Genomic DNA, 21,339 nt, shown 5'->3' with positions numbered 1-21,339 from the left:
GGGTCGGACCCGGCGGGACGCGGCCGTCCCCGCGCCGCGCGGCGGCGCCGCTGGTCACGGCGATTCGGCGGCCCGCGTTCGCCGCGTCACGCCACGCATGTAGCCTGCTCGTCATGGGTGCGCTGGTATCGGTCGAAGGGATCGACGGAGCGGGTAAGCGGACGCTGATCGATGGCGTCGGCTCGGCCCTGCGTGCCCGCGGTCTGCGCGTCGATACGCTCGCTTTCCCGCGCTACGGTCGCTCGGTGCACGCGGACCTGGCGGCCGAGGCACTGCGTGGCGGACACGGCGATCTGGCCGACTCGGTGTACGCGATGGCGCTGATGTTCGCCCTCGACCGCGCGGACGCGCGGACCGAGCTGTCGAAAATGCTGGCCGACAACGACATCGTTCTCCTCGATCGGTACGTCGCCTCCAACGCGGCGTATTCGGCTGCCCGCCAGAAGGAATCGGCGGACGGCGAAATAGTCGGCTGGGTGGGCGATTTGGAGTTCGGCAGGTTCGAGCTCCCGGCGCCCGCGTTGCAGGTGCTGTTGGACGTGCCGACCGAGGTGGCCGCCGAGCGTGCGCACCGGCGTGGCGAACTCGACGAGAGCCGCGCACTCGACGCCTACGAGCGTGACGGCGGATTACAGCAGCGGACCGGTGAGGTGTACCGGGAGTTGGCGCAACGCCATTGGCACGGGCCGTGGTGGATATTCCGATCCGACGATCCATCGACGTTGACCACCCGATTGGCCGAAATCGTTGCCCGATAAGGTTGGATGTGCGGCGGGATTTCACCAGTGTTGGCGTGGCGGCCCGATACGAGCGCGAGAGATGACAACATAGTAATTATGAAGCCGAAGATTCTGGTCGTCGACGACGATATGGCGCTCGCGGAGATGCTCACGATCGTCTTGCGCGGGGAAGGGTTCGACCCGCATGTGGTCGGCGACGGCACGCAGGCCCTGGCCGCGGTTCGTGAGATCCGCCCCGATCTCGTGCTGCTGGACCTGATGCTGCCCGGCATGAACGGTATCGACGTATGCCGAGTGCTGCGGGCCGATTCCGGGGTGCCGATCGTGATGCTCACGGCCAAGACCGACACGGTCGACGTCGTGCTCGGTCTGGAGTCCGGCGCCGACGATTACATCGTCAAACCGTTCAAGCCCAAGGAACTCGTCGCCCGGGTGCGCGCCCGCCTGCGCCGCACCGAAGAGGAGCCCGCGGAACTGCTCTCCATCGCGGATATCGTCATCGACGTGCCCGCGCACAAGGTCAGCCGTGGTGGCGTGCAAATTTCTCTGACGCCGCTGGAATTCGACCTACTGGTGGCGTTGGCGCGTAAGCCCCGCCAGGTCTTCACCCGTGAAGTACTGCTGGAGCAGGTCTGGGGCTACCGGCACGCGGCCGACACCCGTCTGGTCAACGTGCATGTGCAGCGCCTACGCGCGAAGGTCGAGAAGGACCCCGAGAATCCTGAAATCGTGCTGACCGTCCGCGGAGTCGGGTACAAGGCCGGACCCCCGTGACCGATAGCGAGGAGCGTCCTGCGGGCGCGCGTGGGGAGGATGACCGAACCCGTGCGCCGCGCGGGATCGGTCATCGTGTCGAAACAGCGCTCACACCGGTGGCGACGTGGTTCAAGGACGTCGGTACCGCGCTGGGGCATGTCTGGCGACGTTCGCTGCAACTGCGCGTCATCGTCTCGACCCTGACTCTGTCGCTGATCGTCATCACCATCCTCGGTGTGGTGCTGACCAGTCAGATCACCGATCGGCTGCTCGACGCCAAGATCAACGCCGCGGTCGAGGAGATGGACCGCGCGCGGAACACGGTGGAGAGCCAGCTGGCGGGCGTGCACGATACCGGTACCCAGCAACAGCGACTCGCCGACGCCCGAAACGCCCTGTCCAACCGGGGCGGCACCGGTCAATCCAGCGGTGTCGCAGGCAGTTTCGATTCCGCGCTGAGCATCGTCGGCGGCACCCCGCAACAGCAGATATCGGTGGGCCCCATCAGCGAGGTGCCCGAGGAACTGCGCCGGTTCGTGCAGCGCAACCAGGTCAGCTACCAGTTCGCCACGGTGTCGGATCCGGACGGCTATCACGGCAGGGCGCTGGTCATCGGCAGCCCGAGCGCGGAGATCCCGACGCTCGAGATCTACCTGGTCTTCCCGCTGGCCAACGAGGAACGCAGCCTGGCGCTGATGCGCGGCACCATGATGATCGGCGGATTGGTGCTGCTCGTGCTGCTTGCCGCGATCACCGCGCTCGTTACCAGGCAGGTCGTGCTGCCCATCCGGTCCGCCGCGCGGATCGCCAGCCGTTTCGCCGACGGCAGGCTCAAGGAACGCATGCTGGTGCGCGGCGAGGACGATATGGCGCGGTTGGCGCAGGCTTTCAACGAGATGGCCGAAAGCCTGTCGAACCAGATCACGCAGCTGGAGGAATTCGGCAATCTGCAACGCCGGTTCACCTCCGATGTCAGCCACGAACTGCGCACCCCGCTCACCACGGTGCGGATGGCCGCCGATCTGATCCACAGCAGCAGCGACGCGCTCGATCCGGCGCTGGCCCGCAGCGCCGAATTGCTCGTCACCGAATTGGACCGATTCGAGGGTCTGCTCAACGACCTGCTCGAAATCAGTCGTCACGACGCCGGCGTCGCCGAATTGCAGGTCGAATCGCTCGACGTGCGGATGTGCGCGCGGGCGGCGATCTCCACCGTGCGGCATCTCGCCAAGGACGCCGGTATCGAGGTGGTCATCGATCTGCCGGAGGATCCGCTGGTCGCCGACGTCGACCCGCGTCGCGTGGAGCGGGTGCTGCGTAATCTGCTCGCCAACGCCATCGACCACAGCGAGGGCAAACCGGTCCTGATCCGCATGCGCGGCGATGCCGACGCCAACGCGGTCGCGGTGGTGGTGCGCGATCAGGGCGTCGGGTTGCGGCCGGGCGAGGAGAAGCTCGTCTTCAACCGATTCTGGCGCTCGGATCCGTCCAGGATGCGCCGCTCCGGAGGTACCGGCCTCGGCCTTTCCATCAGTGTCGAGGACGCGAATCTGCACGAGGGCAGGTTGGAGGCGTGGGGCGAGGTCGGGCTCGGCGCGAGTTTCCGGCTGACGTTGCCGCTCGTGCGCGGCAAGAAGCTCGGACCGAGCCCGCTGCCGCTGGAGCCGGTCTCGCGCAAGTCACAGCGATCGGTCGAGGCCGTACCCGCCGACACGACCGATACTGCGACCACCCCGTTCCCGCGGCCGGAACCGAGCGCGGAACAGTCCGCCGAGGCCGAGGCGACGGGTTCGGAAGTCAACGGCGCCGCGCCGCGGCCCGCACCGGATGCGGCCTCCTCGGATGTCGAATCCGGCGGCCTACTGCGCGAATCGGGGGACGTACAGTCATGACCGTGCACTCCAGGTTCCCGCGACTGCGCCCGGCCGCGTTCGGTGCGCTCGTGCTGGTGACCGCGGTACTCACAGGTTGTGCGAGCCTGCCGGAGTCGTCCGCCCCGCAGGCCCTCGGCACCATCAATCGGGGGGCGACCTCGGAGGGCCCGTTGCCGCCCGCCGCGGGTCGCGATCCCGGCCTGTTGCTCCGTGACTTCCTGCAGGCGACGGCCGATCCGGCGAACGGACACGCGTCGGCCAGGCAGTACATGACCGAGTCGGCCTCGACCAAATGGGACGACACGACGAGCACGGTGATCGTCGACCGGCCCGATACCTTGCTCGAATCCCGCACCGCGGACACCGCCGCCTACCGGATACGCGCCCAGAAGGTCGCCGAGATCGCGCCCGACGGCGCCTACCGGGCCATCGAGGGCCCTCCGCTCGAGTACAAGATCGAGATGAGCAAGGTCGACGGGGAATGGCGTATCAACGACCTGCCCGACGGTGTCGTGATGGATACCGCCGCCTTCGCCAAATCGTACCGGCGGTACGTGCTGTACTTCCCCGATTCCACCGGAACCTCGGTCGTCCCCGATCTGCGGTGGATCTCCGCACCCAAGAACGCACTGACCCAGCGGTTGCTGAGTCTGATGAAGGAAGGCAGCGAGCCCGCGCTCGCCCCCGTGGTCCGTAACGGACTGGCACCGCCCGTCGAGGTGCGCGGTCCGATCACCAAGGCCAACGGCGATCCCGACGAGGTCGGGGTCGGCCTGGGCGGGGTCCGTATCGATTTCACGGGGGTCAACGGCCTCGCGCCGCGTGATCGTGAGCTGCTCGCCGCGCAGGTGGTGCTCACTCTGTCCAAAGCCGACATCCTCGGGCCGTACATGCTGCTGGCCGACGGCAAACCGCTGGACGAGCGATTCGCCGCCAACGGCTGGTCGGTCGCCGACGTCCAGCAGTTCAGTCCCGATGCCAACGCCCAGAACCGGATCGGCCTGCACGCGTTGCGCGAAGGATCGCTGGTCCAGGTCGGCGCCGGCGGGATCGCACAGGCCCCGGGGTATTTCGGCGCGGTGAACAATCTCCAGTCGGCGGCGCTGAGCCCGGACGGGCAGTTCGTCGCCGCGGTCGCCGACGCGGGCCGACCCGCGCCCGAACCGCCACGCACCCTGATGGTCGGCAACTACGGCGGCACCCAGTTCCCCGTCGCCGAGGGCACGACCATCAGCAGGCCCTCGTGGACCTTCGATGGTGGTGCGGCCTGGGCCGTCATCGACGGTGAGCGGGTCATCCGGGTCGTCAACGATCGTGCGACGGGAACGGTATCGGTCGAGAATGTCGATATTTCGGGTCTGACAACGGGTTCCACCGCGCTGAGGTTGCCGATCACCGAGGTCCGGGTATCGCGCGTCGGTGTTCGCGCGGTGCTGATCGCCGACGGCAAGGTGTACGTGGCGGTGGTGATCCGGCAGCCGGACGGCAAGTACGCGCTGACCTCGCCGCGGCCGGTGGCGGTGGATGTCAGTACACCGGCGGCATCGATCAACTGGCTGAGCGGCGACACGATCTTCATCGCCTTCCAGGGCAATGTCGATCCGGTGCGCACGGTTCAGATCGACGGGTCGGGGCTGTTGCCGCTGACCGGACGCAACCTCACCTCGCCGGTGCGCTCGGTGAGCGTCTCCCTGGAACACCAGTACGTCGCCGATTCGCGCGCGGTTCTCGAATTGACCAGTAATCCGGACGGCGGCGAACCCTATTGGCGTGAGGTGCCGGGTCTCGGCGCGAACGCCGTTCCCGTACTGCCCGGATAGCGGCTTCTCGGCTCGCCGGGATATGTCGGTGAGCGGGTGCAGACTCGCCCGATGGGGATGCTGCTGGATTTGATGTTGCCCGCGCGGTGCGGCGGATGCGGGGCGGTGGGAATCGCATGGTGCGCCGACTGTGCGGCGGCGCTCGCGAGACCTCCCGTGCGCGTGCGCCCGCGCACCGACCCGGGGGTGCCGTGCTGGGCGCTCGGGCCGTATTCGGGACCGGCCCGCCGCGCGGTGCTGGCGACGAAGGAGCGCGGTAGGCGGGATCTGGCCGAACCGCTCGGATACGCGCTCGCCACCGCGCTCGGGCGTCTGCGCGCACCGGGGCGACCGCTGATCCTCGTGCCCGCGCCGAGCAGACGGGCCGCGGCGCGCCGGCGAGGCGGGGATCCCGTGCTGCGAACCGCCCGCGTCGCGGCGCGGTCGCTGCGAGATAGCCAGGTGGTTCCGATGTTGCGGGTGTGGTGGGGTGTTCGCGACTCGGTCGGGTTGACATCCGGTGAACGTCAGCGCAATCTGCGCGACCGGATACACGCTGTCCCGATACTCGGCGCGCGGGCATCCTACACCGGATTTGCCGAGGTAGTCGTGGTCGATGACGTGCTGACGACCGGTGCCACCGCCCGTGAATCGGTGCGCGCCCTGGAGCGGATCGGTTATTCCGTACGTGGCGTCGTGGTGACGTGTGCTGCTTGACTCCGGAAAATTTGCGTGAACACTGGCGGACCGCCGTTCGGCGTACTACCGTCGCGGACACATCACCCGAACCGGGAGTTTGGAGGTGGCGCCTCGGACAACCTTCGTGCCGTGCGATTCCCCGACGTGAGGTCCAGGGCCCCCGGCCCGAGTCCGCGTTACCGCGAAGGGCTCCGCGAAGTGACGGATATCGAATACTGCTCGGCACGGCTCAACCCCGCCGCACATCGCATCGGTCTGTGCGGCCAGATCCGGGAGGTACGCGTGACGACTTCTTCACGACCTTCAGTCAAAGATTCAGATTCTTCGGTACTGGACGCCGGTGCCGAGTATTCGACAGAGCCATCCGCTGAGGACAGTGCACGAACCCCTCGCGCCGACGTCGTGGTCAAGGGCCTCAACGTCGAAGTGCCCGATCACTATCGAATTTATGTCGCGGAGAAACTCTCTCGCCTAGAACGTTTCGATCCTTCGATCTTCCTATTCGACGTCGAGCTGTTCCACGAACGCAACCGTCGTCAACGCAAGAGTTGCCAGCGTGTCGAAATCACCGCGCGCGCCAAGGGTCCGGTGGTCAGGGCCGAGGCCTGTGCGGACAGTTTCTATGCCGCACTCGAATCGGCGACCGCGAAACTCGAGAGCCGCCTGCGTCGCACCAAGGACCGCAGGCGCGTTCACTACGGCGAGAAAACTCCCCTATCGGTCGCGGAGGCCACCGCCGAACTCGTCGACGATCAACTGTTCGCTCTCGCCAGCGGAGAACTGGACACGCACCGGCATCCCGGCGCGGATTCCACGGAGTCACCGGAATACGAGGCCGGACCCGGCCATATCGTGCGCACCAAAGTGCACACCGCGGCTCCGATGTCGGTCGATGACGCGCTGTATCAGATGGAGCTCGTCGGACACGACTTCTTCCTCTTCCACGACAAGGAGACCGACCGGCCGTCGGTGGTCTACCGTCGTCACGCTTTCGACTACGGCCTGATCCGGCTCGATTAGCAATGCCGCCGCACCCGGCCGGAACCACCATGTCCGGCCGGGTTCGGCGATGGTCAACACCCGCGATCGCGGAAGAACGTGGTGTGCAGCATCGAGTCGCGGCGCGGTCGCATCGCCCGCAGCATCACCAGGTCGGCGAAGGTTTCCGCGTCGCGTTCGCGGATACTGCCGTAATCGGTTCTGCCCAGTACGTGTCGGATGGATTCGGGGCTGATCGACGGCAGTAGTTCCGCGACAGCGGCGAGGGTATGGGGCGTCGACGGGGCGTTGTCGCCGGCCGCGCGATCCGGACCGTGCCCGAGCAGCATATGGCCGAGTTCGTGGGCGACGATATGTTCGGCGTGCCACTCTGTGGTGTCGGCCCCGTAGACGATGACATCCGCGTCCCGCTTGGCGATCCACAGTCCGCTGCCGGTGCCGCATCCGGCTCCCGCGAGAACCGTGGTGTCCACCGGGTGGACGGTGATGGCCCGGCCCCGGAATTCTGCGACCGCGCCCACGTAGGCGGTCAGGTTCCAGGGGCGTGGGATCGGGATGTTCCGGGACAACTCCCGGAACCGGGCGTCGATACCGGCCATGTGATGCGATCTCCTACAACAGTTCTGGCGATCCCGCCCCGTGTAGGTGTCGATGCTACAGAGTCGTCGGGCCGAGCCGGTCCGTGCTCTCGATCAGAGTGGAGAGCCTGTCGAGATCGACCTTCGAACCGCGCAGCGCGATACTGGCGACATTGGCATCGCGCATGGTCGCGAGTAATTCGAGTTCGCGGTCGATGGCCGAGGCCGAGTCGCCGGTGGTAGTGAGATAGTCCGGTTTGACGCCGAAGCAGTGCGCGATGGCCGCGAGCACGTCGAGTTCGACCGCGTAATCGTCGAAAGAGCCGTCGCGCATGCTGTCGATGTGATGTGCGGAGACGGTGCGCCGCAACGTGGCACTCACCTGTTCGGCCACCGCCGAGGTGTCGCGCTCAGGAGCCGAGCGCGGGTGCATGATCTCGAATAGTCGATTGATTTTGCGGCTGAGCTTCAATCGCTCGCCCGCGGACGTGTTCTCGGGCATCTCCACCTTCTCATCCTCTGCCGGTCCTGATCTCCACGCCACCGTTGGCCGCCAGCCAGCGGCTGCGGAATCTGGCCTCGGTTGTCGCGTCGATATCGGTGACACGGCTTGCCAACCAGCGACGATAGCGGCGTTCCTCGAGTTCGGCCGGATCGCACGACTCGGCGGGCACCTCGAGCAGATGCGTGAAGGCCATTTCCACCAGCGGGTGCAGATCCCGCCCCGGACCGCCGTTGCGTTCGAGCATGGCGGTGGCGTAGCGCGCGGACAGCCGGGAGACGATGCCGTTGAGATCCGCGATGGCCGCCACCACATGGGGGTCGGCGGTGTGCCCGCGCTCCACCGCGTCGGTGAGCCGGCCGGAGGCGGCGAGCAGGGCCGTCAGATCGGCGAGTTCGAAGCGGATCGAATCGGGTCCGGAGACGATCGATTCACTGTTCGGAGAGTCCAGGTCCGGCGCTTCGCTCGGTACGCCACCCGCGTAAGTGCGAGCAGCGCTGCCTGGACACCAGCGCAGGGGCGCGTCGAGTTTGTTCAGGGTGTGCGTGCTGATCGAGGCGTCGCCGTCCTCGATCTTCCTGATCGTCGGGGCCGACGGCCCGCCGAGATCGCCGATCTGCATCTGAGTCAGGCCGAGTTCGTCCCGGCGCTCCTTGATGATCCGGCCGAAGCGCTTCTGTCGCGACAGCTCCGAAGTGCTTTGCATAGTGGGTTTCATCGTAGGCCGCGCGCACTCCCGATAGCAAATTGATAGAAAGAGTTTGAGAAATCCGTCGAAATATTGTTACTGTGTTTTTGCGTCGGAGTGACGGCGCGGGCGCCGCCGGTTCCGGGACGAGCAGGGGCGTTCGACGGACGGACTCCCCCTGCTCGGCGTGCAACGGCGCACGGCGGACAGGCTCAGCGGATTCGGAGGGGATCGCTGAGACGCTGCCCGGATTCGGGCCCGTGGCTGGGGCGGCGAGCGGCCGATCGGGTCGCCGGGTGCGCCGTTGGCGTACCCGGCGAATGCCCGGCCTGGTGTGCGGCGTGACGCCGCGCCGCGTCGTGACGGTTCACGAGGTGTCGTAGACCTGAAACTTACTTTGAAGTAAGTTCATGGGGACGTGGATCCCACCGATCAGGTACTGATCGGTCCCGCCGTCTCCATGCCGCGTGCGCTCGACAAGGCCGGAATGTCGCTGGCCGATATCGATCTCGTCGATATTCACGAAGCATTCGCCGCGCAGACGCTGTCGGTGGTGAGCGCTCTCGCCAGTGACGAATGGGCCAAGACGCGCCTGGGCCGCGATTGCGCGGTGGGCGAGATCGATATCGACACCCTCAACGTCCACGGCGGCTCCGTGTCCCTCGGCCATCCGTTCGGGGCGACCGGAGCCAGGATGGTCACCACCATGGCGAACGAATTGGCCCGTACCGGCAAATCCACCGCGCTGCTCGGCATCTGCGCGGCGGGCGGTATCGGCGCGTCCGCGGTGCTCGAACGCGTCTAGCGGCCGGACTGGAAGGTTTCCCGGTGCACGGCGTCGGCGAGGGGGCGGCCGGTGCGCCAGCCGAAACGTTCCAGATCCGGGACCGCCTGGAATTCGTCGACCGGGCCGACGCAGAGCCAGGCGACAGGGCGGATGCCCTCGGGCAGGTCGATCAGCTCGGACAGGACGGGCTGGTCGTAGAAGGAGACCCAGCCGACTCCGACGCCCTCGGCGGTGGCGGCGAGCCAGAGGTTCTGGATGGCGAGCACGGTGGAGTAGACCCCGGTTTCCGGGACGGTCGCGCGGCCGAGGACCACGGGGCCGCCGCGGGCGTCGTCGTAGGTGACGACGATGCCGGTGCCGCTCTCGGTGATGCCTTCGATTTTGATCGGCTCGAAGGTCTCGGCGCGTTCGGGCGGTAGCGCGTCACGGAATTCGACGCGCTTCTCTGCCACATGTTCGGCGAATTTCCGCAGCGTCGACGGGTTGCGCACCACCACGAAATCCCACGGCTGCGAATTGCCGACGCTCGGGGCCCGGTGCGCGGCATCCAGGATTCGCCATAGCGTCGCGTCGTCCACGATGTCGCCGGTGAACTCGGCGCGCACGTCCCGGCGCAACCGGATGGCTTCGTAGACACTCATTTGGTCAGCACACACGCGGCAAGTCAATCAGGCGGGTTTCCGGTGACCGCGAGCCGACCCGGCGACACAGCGGCCACCGGGTCGATAACGGCGGATCGTCAGCCGATGGGCACGGCGCGGGCGATGCGGCGGCGGCCCTGGGCGAGCGCGGTGCGCAGACCGCGGCGCTGGCCGGTGACGGGATCGAACGTCGGCGCGGTCTCGCCGCCGAATTTGCGCTCGGAAGCGGTCTCAGGAGCATCGTCGGCGGTGTGCCGCAGGTACTTGTTGGGCAGCGCGAGTTTCGCGATGGTGCGCCACGCCTTGAAGTACTGCACCGGCAGCGATCCGGTGGTATAGGGCAGATCGTATTTCTCGGCCAGTTCCCGCACCCGCACCGCGATCTCGGCGTACCGGTTGCTCGGCAGGTCGGGGAACAGGTGGTGCTCGATCTGGTGGCTCAGATTTCCGCTCATGAAATGGATGACGGGACCACCGGAGATATTGGCGCTGCCCAGCATCTGCCGCAGGTACCACTGGCCCTTGGTTTCGCCGTCGATATCGGCCTTGGTGAACTTCTCGGCGCCGTCGGGGAAGTGGCCGCAGAAGATGACGGCATTGGTCCAGACGTTGCGCACGATATTGGCGGCGAAATTCGCCGTCAGGGTGGAGAAGAAGGCGGGGCCGGTCAGCAACGGGAACAGCAGGTAATCCTTGCCGACCTGTTTGCCGATCTTGGCCAGCACTTCGCCGCGTTTGCGCTCGAACTCGGCGCGCTCGGGCGAACCCTCCGGGTAGCGGCCCGCCGCCAGTTTGCCCAATTCGAGGTGCTGGATCGCGACGCCGTATTCGAAGAAGAGTTGCAGCACCAGGTTGTAGACCGGGTTGCCCAGGTTGAACGGCTTCCAACGCTGATCGCGTGTCACGCGCAGCAATCCGTAACCGATGTCGTCGTCCATGCCGAGCACATTGGTGTACTTGTGGTGCAGGTAGTTGTGGGTCTGCTTCCAATGCTTGGACGGGCCGGTGTTATCCCATTCCCACGAGCTGGAGTGGATTTCGGGATCGTTCATCCAGTCCCACTGACCGTGCATAACGTTATGCCCGATCTCCATGTTCTCGATGATCTTCGCGGTGCCGAGCAACGCCACGCCCGCCAGCCAGGCAGGCGGCAGGAAGCTGGCGAAAAGCACGGTGCGCCCACTGATTTCGAGTGCACGCTGTAGACGGATGACATTGCGGATGTAGCGCGCGTCCTTGTCTCCACGGGAGGATTCGATGTCCCGCCGGATCGCGTCGAACTCCGCGCCGAGTGCTTCCACATCGGCTTCGGTGAGGTGCGCGTACTCCTTGACATCAGAAATCGCCATGGCGGTTACACTACCGTAAGTTACGAGACCGTAGGTTGTGTGGGTGACATCCGAATGTGTGGTAAATCCCGCATTGCGGGATCGCTGAAGGAATGCTAGCGGTCCGACGGCGATCGGTCCAGTCGAGAGGTCAGCGATTGCGGCGGATACGCCGTAATACCCGTCCCCGCTCGGCCTTCCGGCGGAGCGTTGCCTGCTCGGTGCGGGCCTTCTCCTGCAGCGCCGTCCGCGCCTCGCGCAGCATCTCCTTCTCCTGCTCGGCTTTTTCCTTCAATGCCCGCTTGGCCTCGCGCAGAACTTCCTTCTCGTGTTCGGCCTTCTCGCGCAACACGACCTTCGCCTCGGCCAACGCCGAACGCAGTCCGCGACGCCGCCCGGTGTCCGGGTCGATCATCAGCCGATGGTTCTCCGGGAGCCAGTGATTCTCGGTCCAGCGTTCGGTGGTCAGCGACGGCAGCGTGATGCCCGCGAATTTGCGTTCGGAGGAGGTTTCGGGCGCGTCGTCGGCCGTGCGCCTGAGGAACCGGTCCGGCAGCGCGAGTTTGTGGATGGTCCGGAAGGCCAGCAGATACTGTTTGCCCATCAAGCCGGTGGTGTAGGGCAGGTCGTACTTGTCGCACAGTTCCCGCACCCGCACCGCTACCTCGGCGTACCGATTGCTCGGCAGGTCGGGGAAGAGGTGGTGTTCGATCTGGTAGCAGAGGTTGCCGCTCATGAACGCCATCACGGGCCCCGCCTTGAAATTGGCGCTGCCGAGCATCTGGCGCAAGTACCACTCGCCGCTGGTCTCACCCTCGAGCTGTTCGATGGTGAATTTCTCCGCGCCGTCGGGGAAATGGCCGCAGAAGATGACCGCGTACGCCCACAGATTGCGCACCAGATTGGCGGTCGCGTTGGCCTTGAGCGTCGACTTCCACGCCGGACCGGTCAGCGCCGGATAGAGCAGGAAATCCTTGCTGACCTGGCGAACGATCTTGCGTCCGAACTCGCGGTTCGGGGCGGACATGAGTTCCCTTGGCGGGGTGCCCGACAGTTGCTTCTCGATGTCCCAATCGTGCAGGGCGATTCCCCACTCGAAACTCGCGGCCAGCACCAGATTCGCCACCGGTTGCACCAGGTGGATCGGCCGCCACTGCTCATCGCGCGTCATCCGCAGAATGCCGAAGCCGAGATCCTCGTCCTTGCCGAGCACATTGGTATAGGTGTGGTGCGAGTAGTTGTGCGCCCGCCGCCACTGCGAGGATGGGCCGGTCTGATCCCATTCCCAGGTGCCCGAGTGGATTTCCGGGTCGTTCATCCAATCCCACTGGCCGTGGCTGATGTTGTGCCCGAGTTCCATGTTCTCGATGATCTTGGCTACCGAGAGCATCGCGGTACCCGCGACCCAGGCCCAGCGATTGCGGCTGCCGAAGAGAACGGCGCGCGCCGCCACCTCCAGTCCGCGCTGGGCGGCGATGGCGCGGCGGATGTACTTCGCGTCGCGCTCGCCGCGTGACAGCTCGACCGTCCGCCGGATGGAGTCGAGCTCCTGGCCGAGGGCCTCGATGTCGGAGGCAGTGAGGTGGGCGAAAGCCTTGATGTCGGTGATTGCCACCGGAGTCCCTTCTCTGGCTCGTGTACCTCGAGGGTACCCGCCGTCCCGAGTAGCGTTCGGCTACCCGAGGGGGGCCGTGCGCGGCGCGGCCCCCGCGGCTCTCAGATATCGAGTGTGCAATCGCCCGCGGCGGCGGAAATGCACGTCTGGACCTTATCGCCCACGCGGCGTTCCTCGCCGTTGCGCAGATCCCGCGCATGTCCGGAACTCACTGCGACAACACAGGTTTGGCAGATGCCCATGCGGCAGCCGAACGGCATCTGCACCCCGACCGATTCACCCGCCTCCAGCAGGCTCGTCGCTCCGTCGACCTCGATGGTGCGACCGCTCTTGGCGAAGGTGACGGTACCGCCCTCGCCCACCGCGGAACGCTCGATCTCGAATCGCTCCACATGCAGGCGATCCGAAATACCCGCTGCGCGCCAATGGGTTTCGATCTCGTCGAGCATGCCGGCCGGGCCGCATGCCCAGGTGTCGCGCTCACGCCAGTCCGGGAAACGCTCGTCCAGATCCGCGAGTGCGAATTTGCCGTGCTCCCCGGTGAGGTGCAGATGTGAGGTGAAACTGGGGTGGCGGTCGTGCAGATCGCGCAGTTCCGCGGCGAACATCACATCGTCGGCGGTGCGCGCCGAATGCAGGTGCGCCACATCGGTGACCCGGTCGCGGCGGTCCATGGCCCGCAGCATCGACATGACGGGGGTGATGCCGCTGCCCGCGGTGAGGAACAGCACCTTCTCGGGCGGGGGATAGGGCAGGACGAAACCGCCCTGTGGTGCCTGCAGTCGGATGACGGTGCCCGCCTTGACACCGCCGACGAGGTGGGTGGACAGGAAACCTTCCGGCATCGCCTTCACGGCGATGGAGATGACGCGGTCGCGGTGCCGCGCGCCGCGGTCCGGCTCGGTCCAGTTCGGCGGACAGGTCAGCGAATACGAACGCCAATGCCAGCGGCCGTCCACCAGGATGCCGATGCCGATGTACTGACCCGGCTGGAATTTGAAATCGAAACCCCATCCCGGCTTGATGACCAACGTCGCGGAATCGGCGGTCTCCTTGCGCACTTCCACGATGCGGCCGCGCAACTCCCGCGCCGACCACAGCGGATTGGCAAGGTGCAGATAATCATCGGGCAGCAGGGGCGTTGTCACCCGGGCGACGGCCCCGCGCAGCACATTCAGCCGACCACCGCGGTCGGCGACACTCGCGGCCGGAGCCTCCAGCCATTCGCGGACATTCTTGAAGACCATTCGGTGTCGTTCGTCTCTCTTGTCGTGGCGGCCACCGTCGTTGCCGCCTGCTCGCTAGGTTACGGCATCGTAGGTTGTGTCGGTGCAGTGGGAATCCGGCGATGGATCGACGGTGCGCGCCGGCTCACAGCAATTCGAGAAGGAAGGGCAGTTCCTGCGCGGCGTACCAGGCCAGCTGATGGTCTTCGGCGTCGCCGAGGACGAATTCGGCGTCGGTATCGCCCAGGTCGGCGGCGTCGACCACATCGACGGCCTTGGCGACCTCGGGTTCGGCTTCGGCCAGGTCGACGTGCACGGACGCGATCTGGTCGTAGGTGATCGGTCCGGCCAGTTTGACCACCGCGTCATCGAGGTCAGGCCGCAGTTTCGCGCCGGACACGTCCGCGGCGATCACCGCACGGCGGTACACCGGACTTCCCGCCGCCGTCGGTTCGCCCGCGATGTCACCGCTGTCGATGTCACCGCCGTCGATATCACCGCCGTCGATATCACCGCTGTCGATGTCACCGCTGTCGATGTCACCGCCGCCGGTGAATTCCTCGCGTTCGGCCGCGAGCAATCGCAGCGACGCGCGGGCGGCCTCGACCATGGCGACCTCGCCCAATTCGTCGTCGTCGCCCGAGGCGTATGCCTCGCGCAGTGTCGGGGTCACCGCGAAGGCGGTGCCGCCGATCGGGAACATCTCCCGATCCGCGACCAGTCGGCGCAACATCGGTACCGTCGCCGGGATGTAGACCCGCAGGGCGTTGCGATCGGACTTCTCAGACGCAGGCACCGAGCATCTCCTCCATGGACTCGTGCACCGCCGCGGCCAGTACTCCGATGTCGGCCATCGCGTCGCGGTCGGCGTTGAGTCCGTAGAAGACGTGTCCGTCGTAGGACGTGATCCCGATACTCGAAGCCTGTCGGCGCAGCAGCGGCGACACCGGATACATCTCCAGCATCCGCGCGCCGCCGATATACATCGGCGTCTGCGGACCCGGCGCATTGGTGATCACCAAGTTGAACGTGTGCTCTGCGAACGTACTCGCCGCCCGCACGCTCACCGCATGCAGGCTCGCCGGAGCGAACCCCGCCAGATGCACCAGGGTGCGGGCGCGCACCCCGCGGCGCTGTCTGCTGTTGGCCTCGGTCGCGTGCGAGATGTGCGAGAGCCGCATCACCGGATTGGGTTCGCCCACCGGAAGATCGATGAGGAACGACGAGACCTCACTCGCGGGCTTCAGTTGATCGCCGTTCGGATCCTCCAGGTATACCGACATCGGCACCACGGCGCGCAACGTGGCCTGTTCGGTGAGCGCCTCGTCGCGCGAGAGCAGCCAGTTGCGCAGCGCGCCGGTGACGACGGCGAGGATCGCGTCGTTGATCGAGCAGTCGAAGCGGCGGCGGATCGTGCGGTAATCCTCCAGATCCGTGCGAGCCACGTCGAAACGGCGACTGCGCGACGTTTTCGCGTTGAGGGGGCTATCGGGTGCGCCCGCGGTCGCGGCACGAACCGCGGTGACCACCGAATCCACCGCTCTACCGGCGGCGGCGACCATCGCGAAGGCGTCCGCGCTCGCGCCTCGGACGACCTCGAGCGCCTCGCGCGGCTGTGCCGCCAGGTGGCCGAGCGCGCCGACCAGCAATTCCACGTCGTTGGGTTCGCGCGGCGCGACCCAGGCGTCGTCGGCCAATCCGCGCGGGGTCGGACTGGTATCGAGGATCACGTGCCCGATCTCGAGCGCGCTCTCCCCGTCGACCAGCGCCGAATGGGTTTTGGTGAAAATCGCGCTCCTGCCGTCGGACAGACCCTCGATCAGGTTCATCTCCCACAGCGGCCTGCCCTGGTCGAGCGGGCGCGAGGCCAATCGAGCGACCAGATCGTGCAGTTGGTCGTCGGTGCCCGGACTGGGCAGCGCGGAGCGGCGGACGTGATAGGTGATGTCGAAGTGACTGTCCTCCACCCACACCGGCCTGCCAAGCGCCAGCGGGATCTCACGCACCTTGCGGCGGTAGCGGGGGACCAGGGAGAGCCTGCTCTCGACCAGGTCGACCAGCTGGTCGTAGTCCAACGATGAGTCGTCGCCGGTGCTCTGGACGATCGCGAGAGAGCCGATATGGATCGGATTGCTGCTCGACTCGAGCCGATAGAACGACGCGTCCTGCGGCGTCAGTCTCGTGATCACGCTGCCCGATACTCCCTTCCGCTGCCCAGTACGACGTGCTCGCATCACGACCCATTGTGCTGCCCTACAGGGAACCGTAGGCGGTCTTGTGGCATATCAAGCGAAACGGGCGCATTCCTTACACCGTGCCCGTTCTCGTGGCACCGCCTCCCCGATTCGATCACAGGGGGAGGGGGAATGCGCGGTGAGCGGCCGTGGGACGTCCCGACATCGTACGGCGCACACACCCGGCCGCGGGCCGACGACGAGTACGGTGAAGGCAAACGTCCCCACGGCACGGTGGCGGAGTCGGGCGAGGCGCCACGACGCAGGTCACCGCCGCCTACCATGGGTGCGGCATTAGCATGGAGCGTGCTGCGGATTCCGCTGTTCCCGGCGGGGTACGTGCGCACCGGCTGCGCACACCGCCCGACCCGGGTGGGGGCCGAACACATGACACACCGACCAGAGGACTGACGAGACCCGTGCCTGCGCTGACACTGACGAGGTTGCTACGGATTGGCGAGGGCCGCACGGTCAAGCGGCTGGCTCATGTCGCGGACGAGGTTCTCGCGCTCGGGTCGGAGATCGAGCTGCTCACCGATGCCGAGCTCCGGGCCAAGACCGACGAGTTGAAGGAGCGCTACGTCGACGGCGAGACGCTCGACGACCTGCTGCTGGAGGCATTCGCGGTGGCCCGCGAGGCGTCGTGGCGCGTGCTGAACCAGAAGCATTACAAGGTCCAGCTCATGGGCGGCGCGGCCTTGCATCTCGGCAATATCGCCGAGATGAAGACCGGTGAGGGCAAAACCCTGACCTGTGTGCTCCCGGCCTACCTCAACGCGCTTTCCGGTGAGGGCGTGCACGTCGTCACGGTCAACGACTACCTGGCCAAGCGCGACGCGGAGTGGATGGGCCGTGTGCACCGGTTCCTCGGGCTCGAGGTCGGCGTCATCCTGGGCGGGATGAATCCGGCCCAGCGTCGCCAGGCCTACGCCGCCGACATCACCTACGGCACGAACAACGAATTCGGCTTCGACTACCTGCGCGACAATATGACCCACTCGCTGGACGATCTGGTGCAGCGCGGCCACAATTTCGCCGTGGTCGACGAGGTCGACTCCATCCTGATCGATGAGGCCCGCACCCCGCTCATCATCTCGGGTCCGGCCGACGCCTCCTCCAAGTGGTACGCCGAGTTCGCGCGCATCGCCCCGCAGCTGAAGAAGGACCTGCACTACGAGGTCGACATCAAGAAGCGCACCATCGGCGTGCACGAGGCGGGCGTGGAATACGTCGAGGATCAGCTCGGCATCGACAACCTCTACGAAGCGGCGAACTCCCCGCTGGTCAGCTACCTGAACAACGCCATCAAGGCCAAGGAGCTCTACAACAGGGACAAGGATTACATCGTCCGCGACGGCGAGGTCATCATCGTCGACGAGTTCACCGGCCGCATCCTGGTCGGACGCCGCTACAACGAGGGTATGCACCAGGCGATCGAGGCCAAGGAAGGCGTCGAGATCCAGCCGGAGAACCAGACCCTGGCCACGATCACGCTGCAGAACTACTTCCGCCTCTACGACAAGCTTTCCGGCATGACCGGTACCGCCGAGACCGAGGCGGCCGAGCTGCACTCGATCTACAACCTCGGCGTGGTCCCGATTCCGACCAATAAGCCGATGGTTCGCGCCGATCAGTCGGATCTGATCTACAAAACCGAAGAGGCCAAATTCTCGGCCGTCGTCGACGATGTCACCGAGCGGCACGAAAAGGGCCAGCCGGTGCTGATCGGCACCACCAGCGTCGAGCGCTCGGAATATCTGTCCAAGCAGTTCACCAAGCGCGGCATCCCGCACAACGTGCTGAACGCGAAGTTCCACGAGAAGGAAGCCGAGATCATCGCCGAGGCCGGTCGTCCTGGCGCGGTGACCGTCGCGACCAATATGGCCGGTCGTGGTACCGATATCGTGCTCGGCGGCAACCCGGACATCATCGCCGACATCTTGCTCCGCAAGCAGGGACTCGACCCGGTCGAGACGCCGGACCAGTACGAGGCGGCCTGGCATTCGGCGCTGGAGCAGGTCAAGGCGCAGACCGAGGAAGACGCCGACGCGGTGCGCGAGGCGGGCGGCCTCTACGTGCTCGGCACCGAACGTCACGAGTCGCGGCGTATCGATAACCAGTTGCGCGGGCGCTCCGGCCGTCAGGGCGATCCGGGTGAATCCCGGTTCTATCTGTCGCTGGGCGATGAGTTGATGCGGCGCTTCAACGGCGCGGCCCTCGAGGCGATCATGACCCGCCTCAACCTGCCCGACGACGTGCCGATCGAAGCCAAGATGGTCTCCAAGGCCATCAAGAGCGCGCAGACCCAGGTCGAACAGCAGAACTTCGAGATCCGTAAGAATGTCCTCAAATACGACGAGGTCATGAACCAGCAGCGCACCATCATCTACGGCGAGCGCAACCGGATTCTGCGCGGCGAGGACATGGAAGGCCAGGTCCAGGAGATGATCACCGATGTGGTCACCGCCTACGTGGACGGCGCCACCGCCGAGGGCTACGTCGAGGACTGGGATCTGGACAAGCTGTGGACCGCGCTGAAAACGCTGTACCCGGTGAGCGTCGACGTCAAGGAGTTGACCGGAGAGACCGAGGTCGGCGAGGCGGGCGACCTGTCCAAGGAGGAGCTGACCGAGGCTCTGCTCGATGACGCGCACGACGCGTACAACAAGCGTGAGCAGGAGATCGACGGGCTGGCGGGCGAGGGTTCCATGCGTAACCTCGAACGACAGGTGCTGCTGTCGGTGCTCGACCGCAAATGGCGCGAACACCTCTACGAGATGGACTACCTCAAGGAGGGCATCGGCCTGCGCGCCATGGCGCAGCGCGATCCGCTCGTCGAGTATCAGCGCGAGGGTTTCGACATGTTCGCCGCGATGCTCGATGGTCTGAAAGAGGAATCCGTCGGCTTCCTGTTCAACCTCCAGGTCGAGGTGCAGCAGCCGCAGCCGGAAGGTGTCGCGATCGATCCCGGTCTGCGTTCGCCGGTCGGCGCCACCGCCCCGCGCCCGCTGCCGACGCAAGAGGCTCCGGTCGCCAATGGTGTTCCGGCGGCGTTGCGTGCCAAGGGAATCGGTGACTCCGCCCCGCGTGGTTACAGTTACTCGGGTCCGGCGGGCCCCGATGACGGCGGCCACGCAGCGGTGCATAACGACGCCCAGGAGTACGGCGACGAGGACGGTGTCGGCACCACGCGCCGTGAGCGTCGCGAAGCGGCTCGGGCGCAGGCGAAGTCGGGGCGTTCGCCGAAGTCGCGTCGTAAGCACTGAGAGTCGGAATACGAAGGCGCCCACGGATTTCGATCCGTGGGCGTTTTCCTGTCACAGCGGCTCCTGTCACAGCGACTGGTGCGGCGTCAGAGCCGGTTCCACGGACAGACCGCGTCGACTGCCGCTTCCAGGAACAGGTACGGGTATTTGACGGCGGGCCGGGTCTGCTCGGCCAGGCGCATGCGGTTACGCGCGGTATTGCCGTGGGTATCGAGGTATTTGCATTCGGCGCGGGCCAATTCGATCGCCGCGTCCTGTGTGGGGTAGTCGGCGTCGTCGTAGTCGGTTCGTCGGAGGAACAACAGGTCGGCGGCGTTGCGCGCGGGGCCGGAACTGCCGTTCGCCACCGAACCGGAATTACTGCTGGTCGAATCCGCGGCGGGCGCCGCGTTGGCGCTGTGGACGCCGCCGAGGATCAGTGCGGCGCAGGCGGTGGTGACGGCGAGAATCGTGCGCGCTGTTCTCGGTGGAGGCGGCGTGTCCGGTGTTCCGGTCATTCTCGGTCCTCTCGACATCTCGTTTGCGGCCGGAATCGAACTGTGAACGGGGATCTGGTCACCATTCCGCGTTATTTCACCGCCACGCGAACCCCGCCGGAGAATGCCGAACCGTGGAACTCGACGGCGCTACGCTGCTCCGCGCTCCCGGCGACCCGGCCGGAGACATTGCCGAGCAGGGCGGCGCAACCGCCGAAAAGCAGGAGCGCACAGGCGCATACACCGAACAGCAACACCCAGGGCCAGGCCGCGCGCCGCTTCTTCGGCGGCGGATAGTGCGGCATTCGCGAGTGGGGGCCCGGCCGTGGCTGTCGCGGTTCGGTCATTCGGTGTCCGCCTTTCCTGCGCCGCTTCTCGGCGTCGGTCGGATTCGATCGAAAAGGGAGGAACAGCTATCTCCACCGAAGCGCGTGCCGCGGCAGTCGATATGGAAATAAACCCCCCCTGTTCGGGCACAACATATCGGAAAGCCAGGGTGGACTGAGTGTTTCGCGATTCTTCGGCAAATAATGGGGAACTAGGCGGTTTTCGGTCCGGACTCGCCGAAGCCGAGCGGATCGGGTTCACGCGACGTCAGGAAAACCGGGCGGTCCTGTAGCGCTCACCCCTGGGTCGCGACGGCGGGACGGGCAATTCCGGCGTCGTGGCCGTACCGTCCACGGTATGGGCGACAACGAATCTCGGGGCGACTTTCCTCAGTTCACCGAACAGGGGTACTGGCAGTGGCGCGACGGCCTACAGGCCGGGCTGTCGGTGGACGCCCCGGAAATCGCGCCGTCACTCGTACGCGAGGCGAGTGCGTGGTATCAGGCATTCATGCGGGCGCAGGAACGGTTACTGGTTCGGCGGGCCGTTGTGTACGGCGTAGGGGTCACCATTGTCGCGCTCGGTGTCGTCGCGGTCGCGGCCGTTGCGGGAGTCGCCTGGCACGACCGCGCGTGGGTCGTCGTGCTGTGCGCCGTTGTCGCCGTGGTGGCGCTGTATCGGTACGTGAGCACGCTGGCGGCTACCAGAACCGCGCACAATCTCGAACGGCGGGTGCTGTCGCGGCAATTCCCCGCCCCCGAGACTATTTGGGAGGAGACGGTGCGCAAGCACACCGCCTGATCG

The 21,339-nt window shown here is 66.2% G+C and carries 19 protein-coding genes and 1 pseudogene; 9 read left to right on the top strand and 11 right to left on the bottom strand.

Features of this window, described 5'->3' with window-relative positions:
• Positions 1 to 113: 113 nt before the first annotated feature.
• From ABZS43_RS13710 to raiA, 6 genes are all read left to right on the top strand, one after another.
• Positions 114 to 758: a dTMP kinase gene (locus tag ABZS43_RS13710; protein WP_355036202.1), complete on the top strand. Its 645-nt coding sequence runs from the start codon at positions 114 to 116 to the stop codon at positions 756 to 758.
• 69 nt (positions 759 to 827) lie between these two features.
• Complete coding sequence (mtrA, locus tag ABZS43_RS13705; protein ID WP_355036201.1) at positions 828 to 1,514, top strand: MtrAB system response regulator MtrA; 687 nt, start codon at positions 828 to 830, stop codon at positions 1,512 to 1,514.
• A gap of 98 nt (positions 1,515 to 1,612) precedes the next feature.
• Positions 1,613 to 3,388, top strand: coding sequence for an MtrAB system histidine kinase MtrB (gene mtrB / locus ABZS43_RS13700; RefSeq protein WP_355036200.1), 1,776 nt, complete (start codon positions 1,613 to 1,615; stop codon positions 3,386 to 3,388).
• The gene (lpqB, locus tag ABZS43_RS13695) at positions 3,385 to 5,190 is read left to right on the top strand and encodes an MtrAB system accessory lipoprotein LpqB (RefSeq protein WP_355036187.1); all 1,806 of its coding nucleotides are present in this window, start codon (positions 3,385 to 3,387) and stop codon (positions 5,188 to 5,190) included. Before mtrB ends, lpqB begins: the two co-directional genes overlap by 4 nt.
• A gap of 51 nt (positions 5,191 to 5,241) precedes the next feature.
• Positions 5,242 to 5,886, top strand: a complete 645-nt coding sequence (locus ABZS43_RS13690) for a ComF family protein (protein ID WP_355036186.1) — start codon at positions 5,242 to 5,244, stop codon at positions 5,884 to 5,886.
• 312 nt (positions 5,887 to 6,198) lie between these two features.
• Positions 6,199 to 6,888, top strand: coding sequence for a ribosome-associated translation inhibitor RaiA (raiA, locus tag ABZS43_RS13685; RefSeq protein ID WP_355036199.1), 690 nt, complete (start codon positions 6,199 to 6,201; stop codon positions 6,886 to 6,888).
• 53 nt (positions 6,889 to 6,941) lie between these two features.
• Here the strand turns inward: raiA and ABZS43_RS13680 are convergent, their stop codons facing one another.
• From ABZS43_RS13680 to ABZS43_RS13670, 3 genes are read right to left on the bottom strand one after another with little or no spacing between them, the layout of a single operon-like run.
• The gene (locus ABZS43_RS13680) at positions 6,942 to 7,466 is read right to left on the bottom strand and encodes a hypothetical protein (RefSeq protein WP_355036185.1); all 525 of its coding nucleotides are present in this window, start codon (positions 7,464 to 7,466) and stop codon (positions 6,942 to 6,944) included.
• Positions 7,467 to 7,521: 55 nt separating this feature from the next.
• The gene (locus ABZS43_RS13675; RefSeq protein WP_355036184.1) at positions 7,522 to 7,947 is read right to left on the bottom strand and encodes a hypothetical protein; all 426 of its coding nucleotides are present in this window, start codon (positions 7,945 to 7,947) and stop codon (positions 7,522 to 7,524) included.
• Positions 7,948 to 7,957: 10 nt separating this feature from the next.
• Positions 7,958 to 8,653: a helix-turn-helix transcriptional regulator gene (locus ABZS43_RS13670; protein WP_355036183.1), complete on the bottom strand. Its 696-nt coding sequence runs from the start codon at positions 8,651 to 8,653 to the stop codon at positions 7,958 to 7,960.
• A 328-nt stretch (positions 8,654 to 8,981) separates the two neighbouring features.
• Between ABZS43_RS13670 and ABZS43_RS13665 the strand changes: the two are divergent.
• Positions 8,982 to 9,440 (top strand): annotated as a pseudogene (locus ABZS43_RS13665) (hypothetical protein); the annotation flags it as partial.
• Here ABZS43_RS13665 and bluB read toward each other — a convergent pair.
• The 6 genes from bluB to ABZS43_RS13635 form a co-directional block, all read right to left on the bottom strand.
• Entirely contained in the window at positions 9,437 to 10,063 is a 627-nt protein-coding gene (bluB, locus tag ABZS43_RS13660; protein WP_355036182.1) for a 5,6-dimethylbenzimidazole synthase, read from the bottom strand. The pseudogene ABZS43_RS13665 and the gene bluB overlap by 4 nt on opposite strands.
• Positions 10,064 to 10,161: 98 nt before the next feature.
• Positions 10,162 to 11,412 (bottom strand): fatty acid desaturase, encoded by a 1,251-nt coding sequence (locus ABZS43_RS13655; protein ID WP_355036181.1) that lies wholly within the window; start codon positions 11,410 to 11,412, stop codon positions 10,162 to 10,164.
• Positions 11,413 to 11,542: 130 nt separating this feature from the next.
• Positions 11,543 to 13,006, bottom strand: a complete 1,464-nt coding sequence (locus ABZS43_RS13650; RefSeq protein WP_355036180.1) for a fatty acid desaturase — start codon at positions 13,004 to 13,006, stop codon at positions 11,543 to 11,545.
• Between the two features lie 101 nt (positions 13,007 to 13,107).
• Positions 13,108 to 14,253, bottom strand: coding sequence for a ferredoxin reductase (locus tag ABZS43_RS13645; protein WP_355036179.1), 1,146 nt, complete (start codon positions 14,251 to 14,253; stop codon positions 13,108 to 13,110).
• A 124-nt stretch (positions 14,254 to 14,377) separates the two neighbouring features.
• Positions 14,378 to 14,995, bottom strand: a complete 618-nt coding sequence (locus ABZS43_RS13640) for a hypothetical protein (protein ID WP_355036198.1) — start codon at positions 14,993 to 14,995, stop codon at positions 14,378 to 14,380.
• Positions 14,996 to 15,014: 19 nt separating this feature from the next.
• Complete coding sequence (locus ABZS43_RS13635) at positions 15,015 to 16,421, bottom strand: wax ester/triacylglycerol synthase family O-acyltransferase (protein WP_355036178.1); 1,407 nt, start codon at positions 16,419 to 16,421, stop codon at positions 15,015 to 15,017.
• A gap of 464 nt (positions 16,422 to 16,885) precedes the next feature.
• On the opposite strand from ABZS43_RS13635, the gene secA reads away from it, so the two are divergent.
• Positions 16,886 to 19,732 carry a preprotein translocase subunit SecA gene (secA, locus tag ABZS43_RS13630; RefSeq protein ID WP_355036177.1) on the top strand — a complete coding sequence of 949 codons (2,847 nt, stop codon included), beginning with the start codon at positions 16,886 to 16,888 and terminating at the stop codon, positions 19,730 to 19,732.
• An 86-nt stretch (positions 19,733 to 19,818) separates the two neighbouring features.
• Here secA and ABZS43_RS13625 read toward each other — a convergent pair whose 3' ends face one another.
• On the bottom strand, positions 19,819 to 20,229 hold the full coding sequence (locus ABZS43_RS13625) for a hypothetical protein (protein ID WP_355036176.1): 411 nt from the start codon (positions 20,227 to 20,229) through the stop codon (positions 19,819 to 19,821).
• A gap of 71 nt (positions 20,230 to 20,300) precedes the next feature.
• Positions 20,301 to 20,555: a hypothetical protein gene (locus ABZS43_RS13620; protein ID WP_355036175.1), complete on the bottom strand. Its 255-nt coding sequence runs from the start codon at positions 20,553 to 20,555 to the stop codon at positions 20,301 to 20,303.
• A 337-nt stretch (positions 20,556 to 20,892) separates the two neighbouring features.
• Here ABZS43_RS13620 and ABZS43_RS13615 point away from each other — a divergent pair, with 337 nt between their 5' ends.
• On the top strand, positions 20,893 to 21,336 hold the full coding sequence (locus ABZS43_RS13615) for a hypothetical protein (protein ID WP_355036174.1): 444 nt from the start codon (positions 20,893 to 20,895) through the stop codon (positions 21,334 to 21,336).
• The last annotated feature ends 3 nt before the right edge of the window (positions 21,337 to 21,339 follow it).

This window comes from Nocardia sp. NPDC005366 (genome assembly GCF_040606855.1).
Taxonomy (GTDB): Bacteria; Actinomycetota; Actinomycetes; order Mycobacteriales; family Mycobacteriaceae; genus Nocardia.
This window is presented reverse-complemented; position numbering and strand designations above follow the sequence as displayed.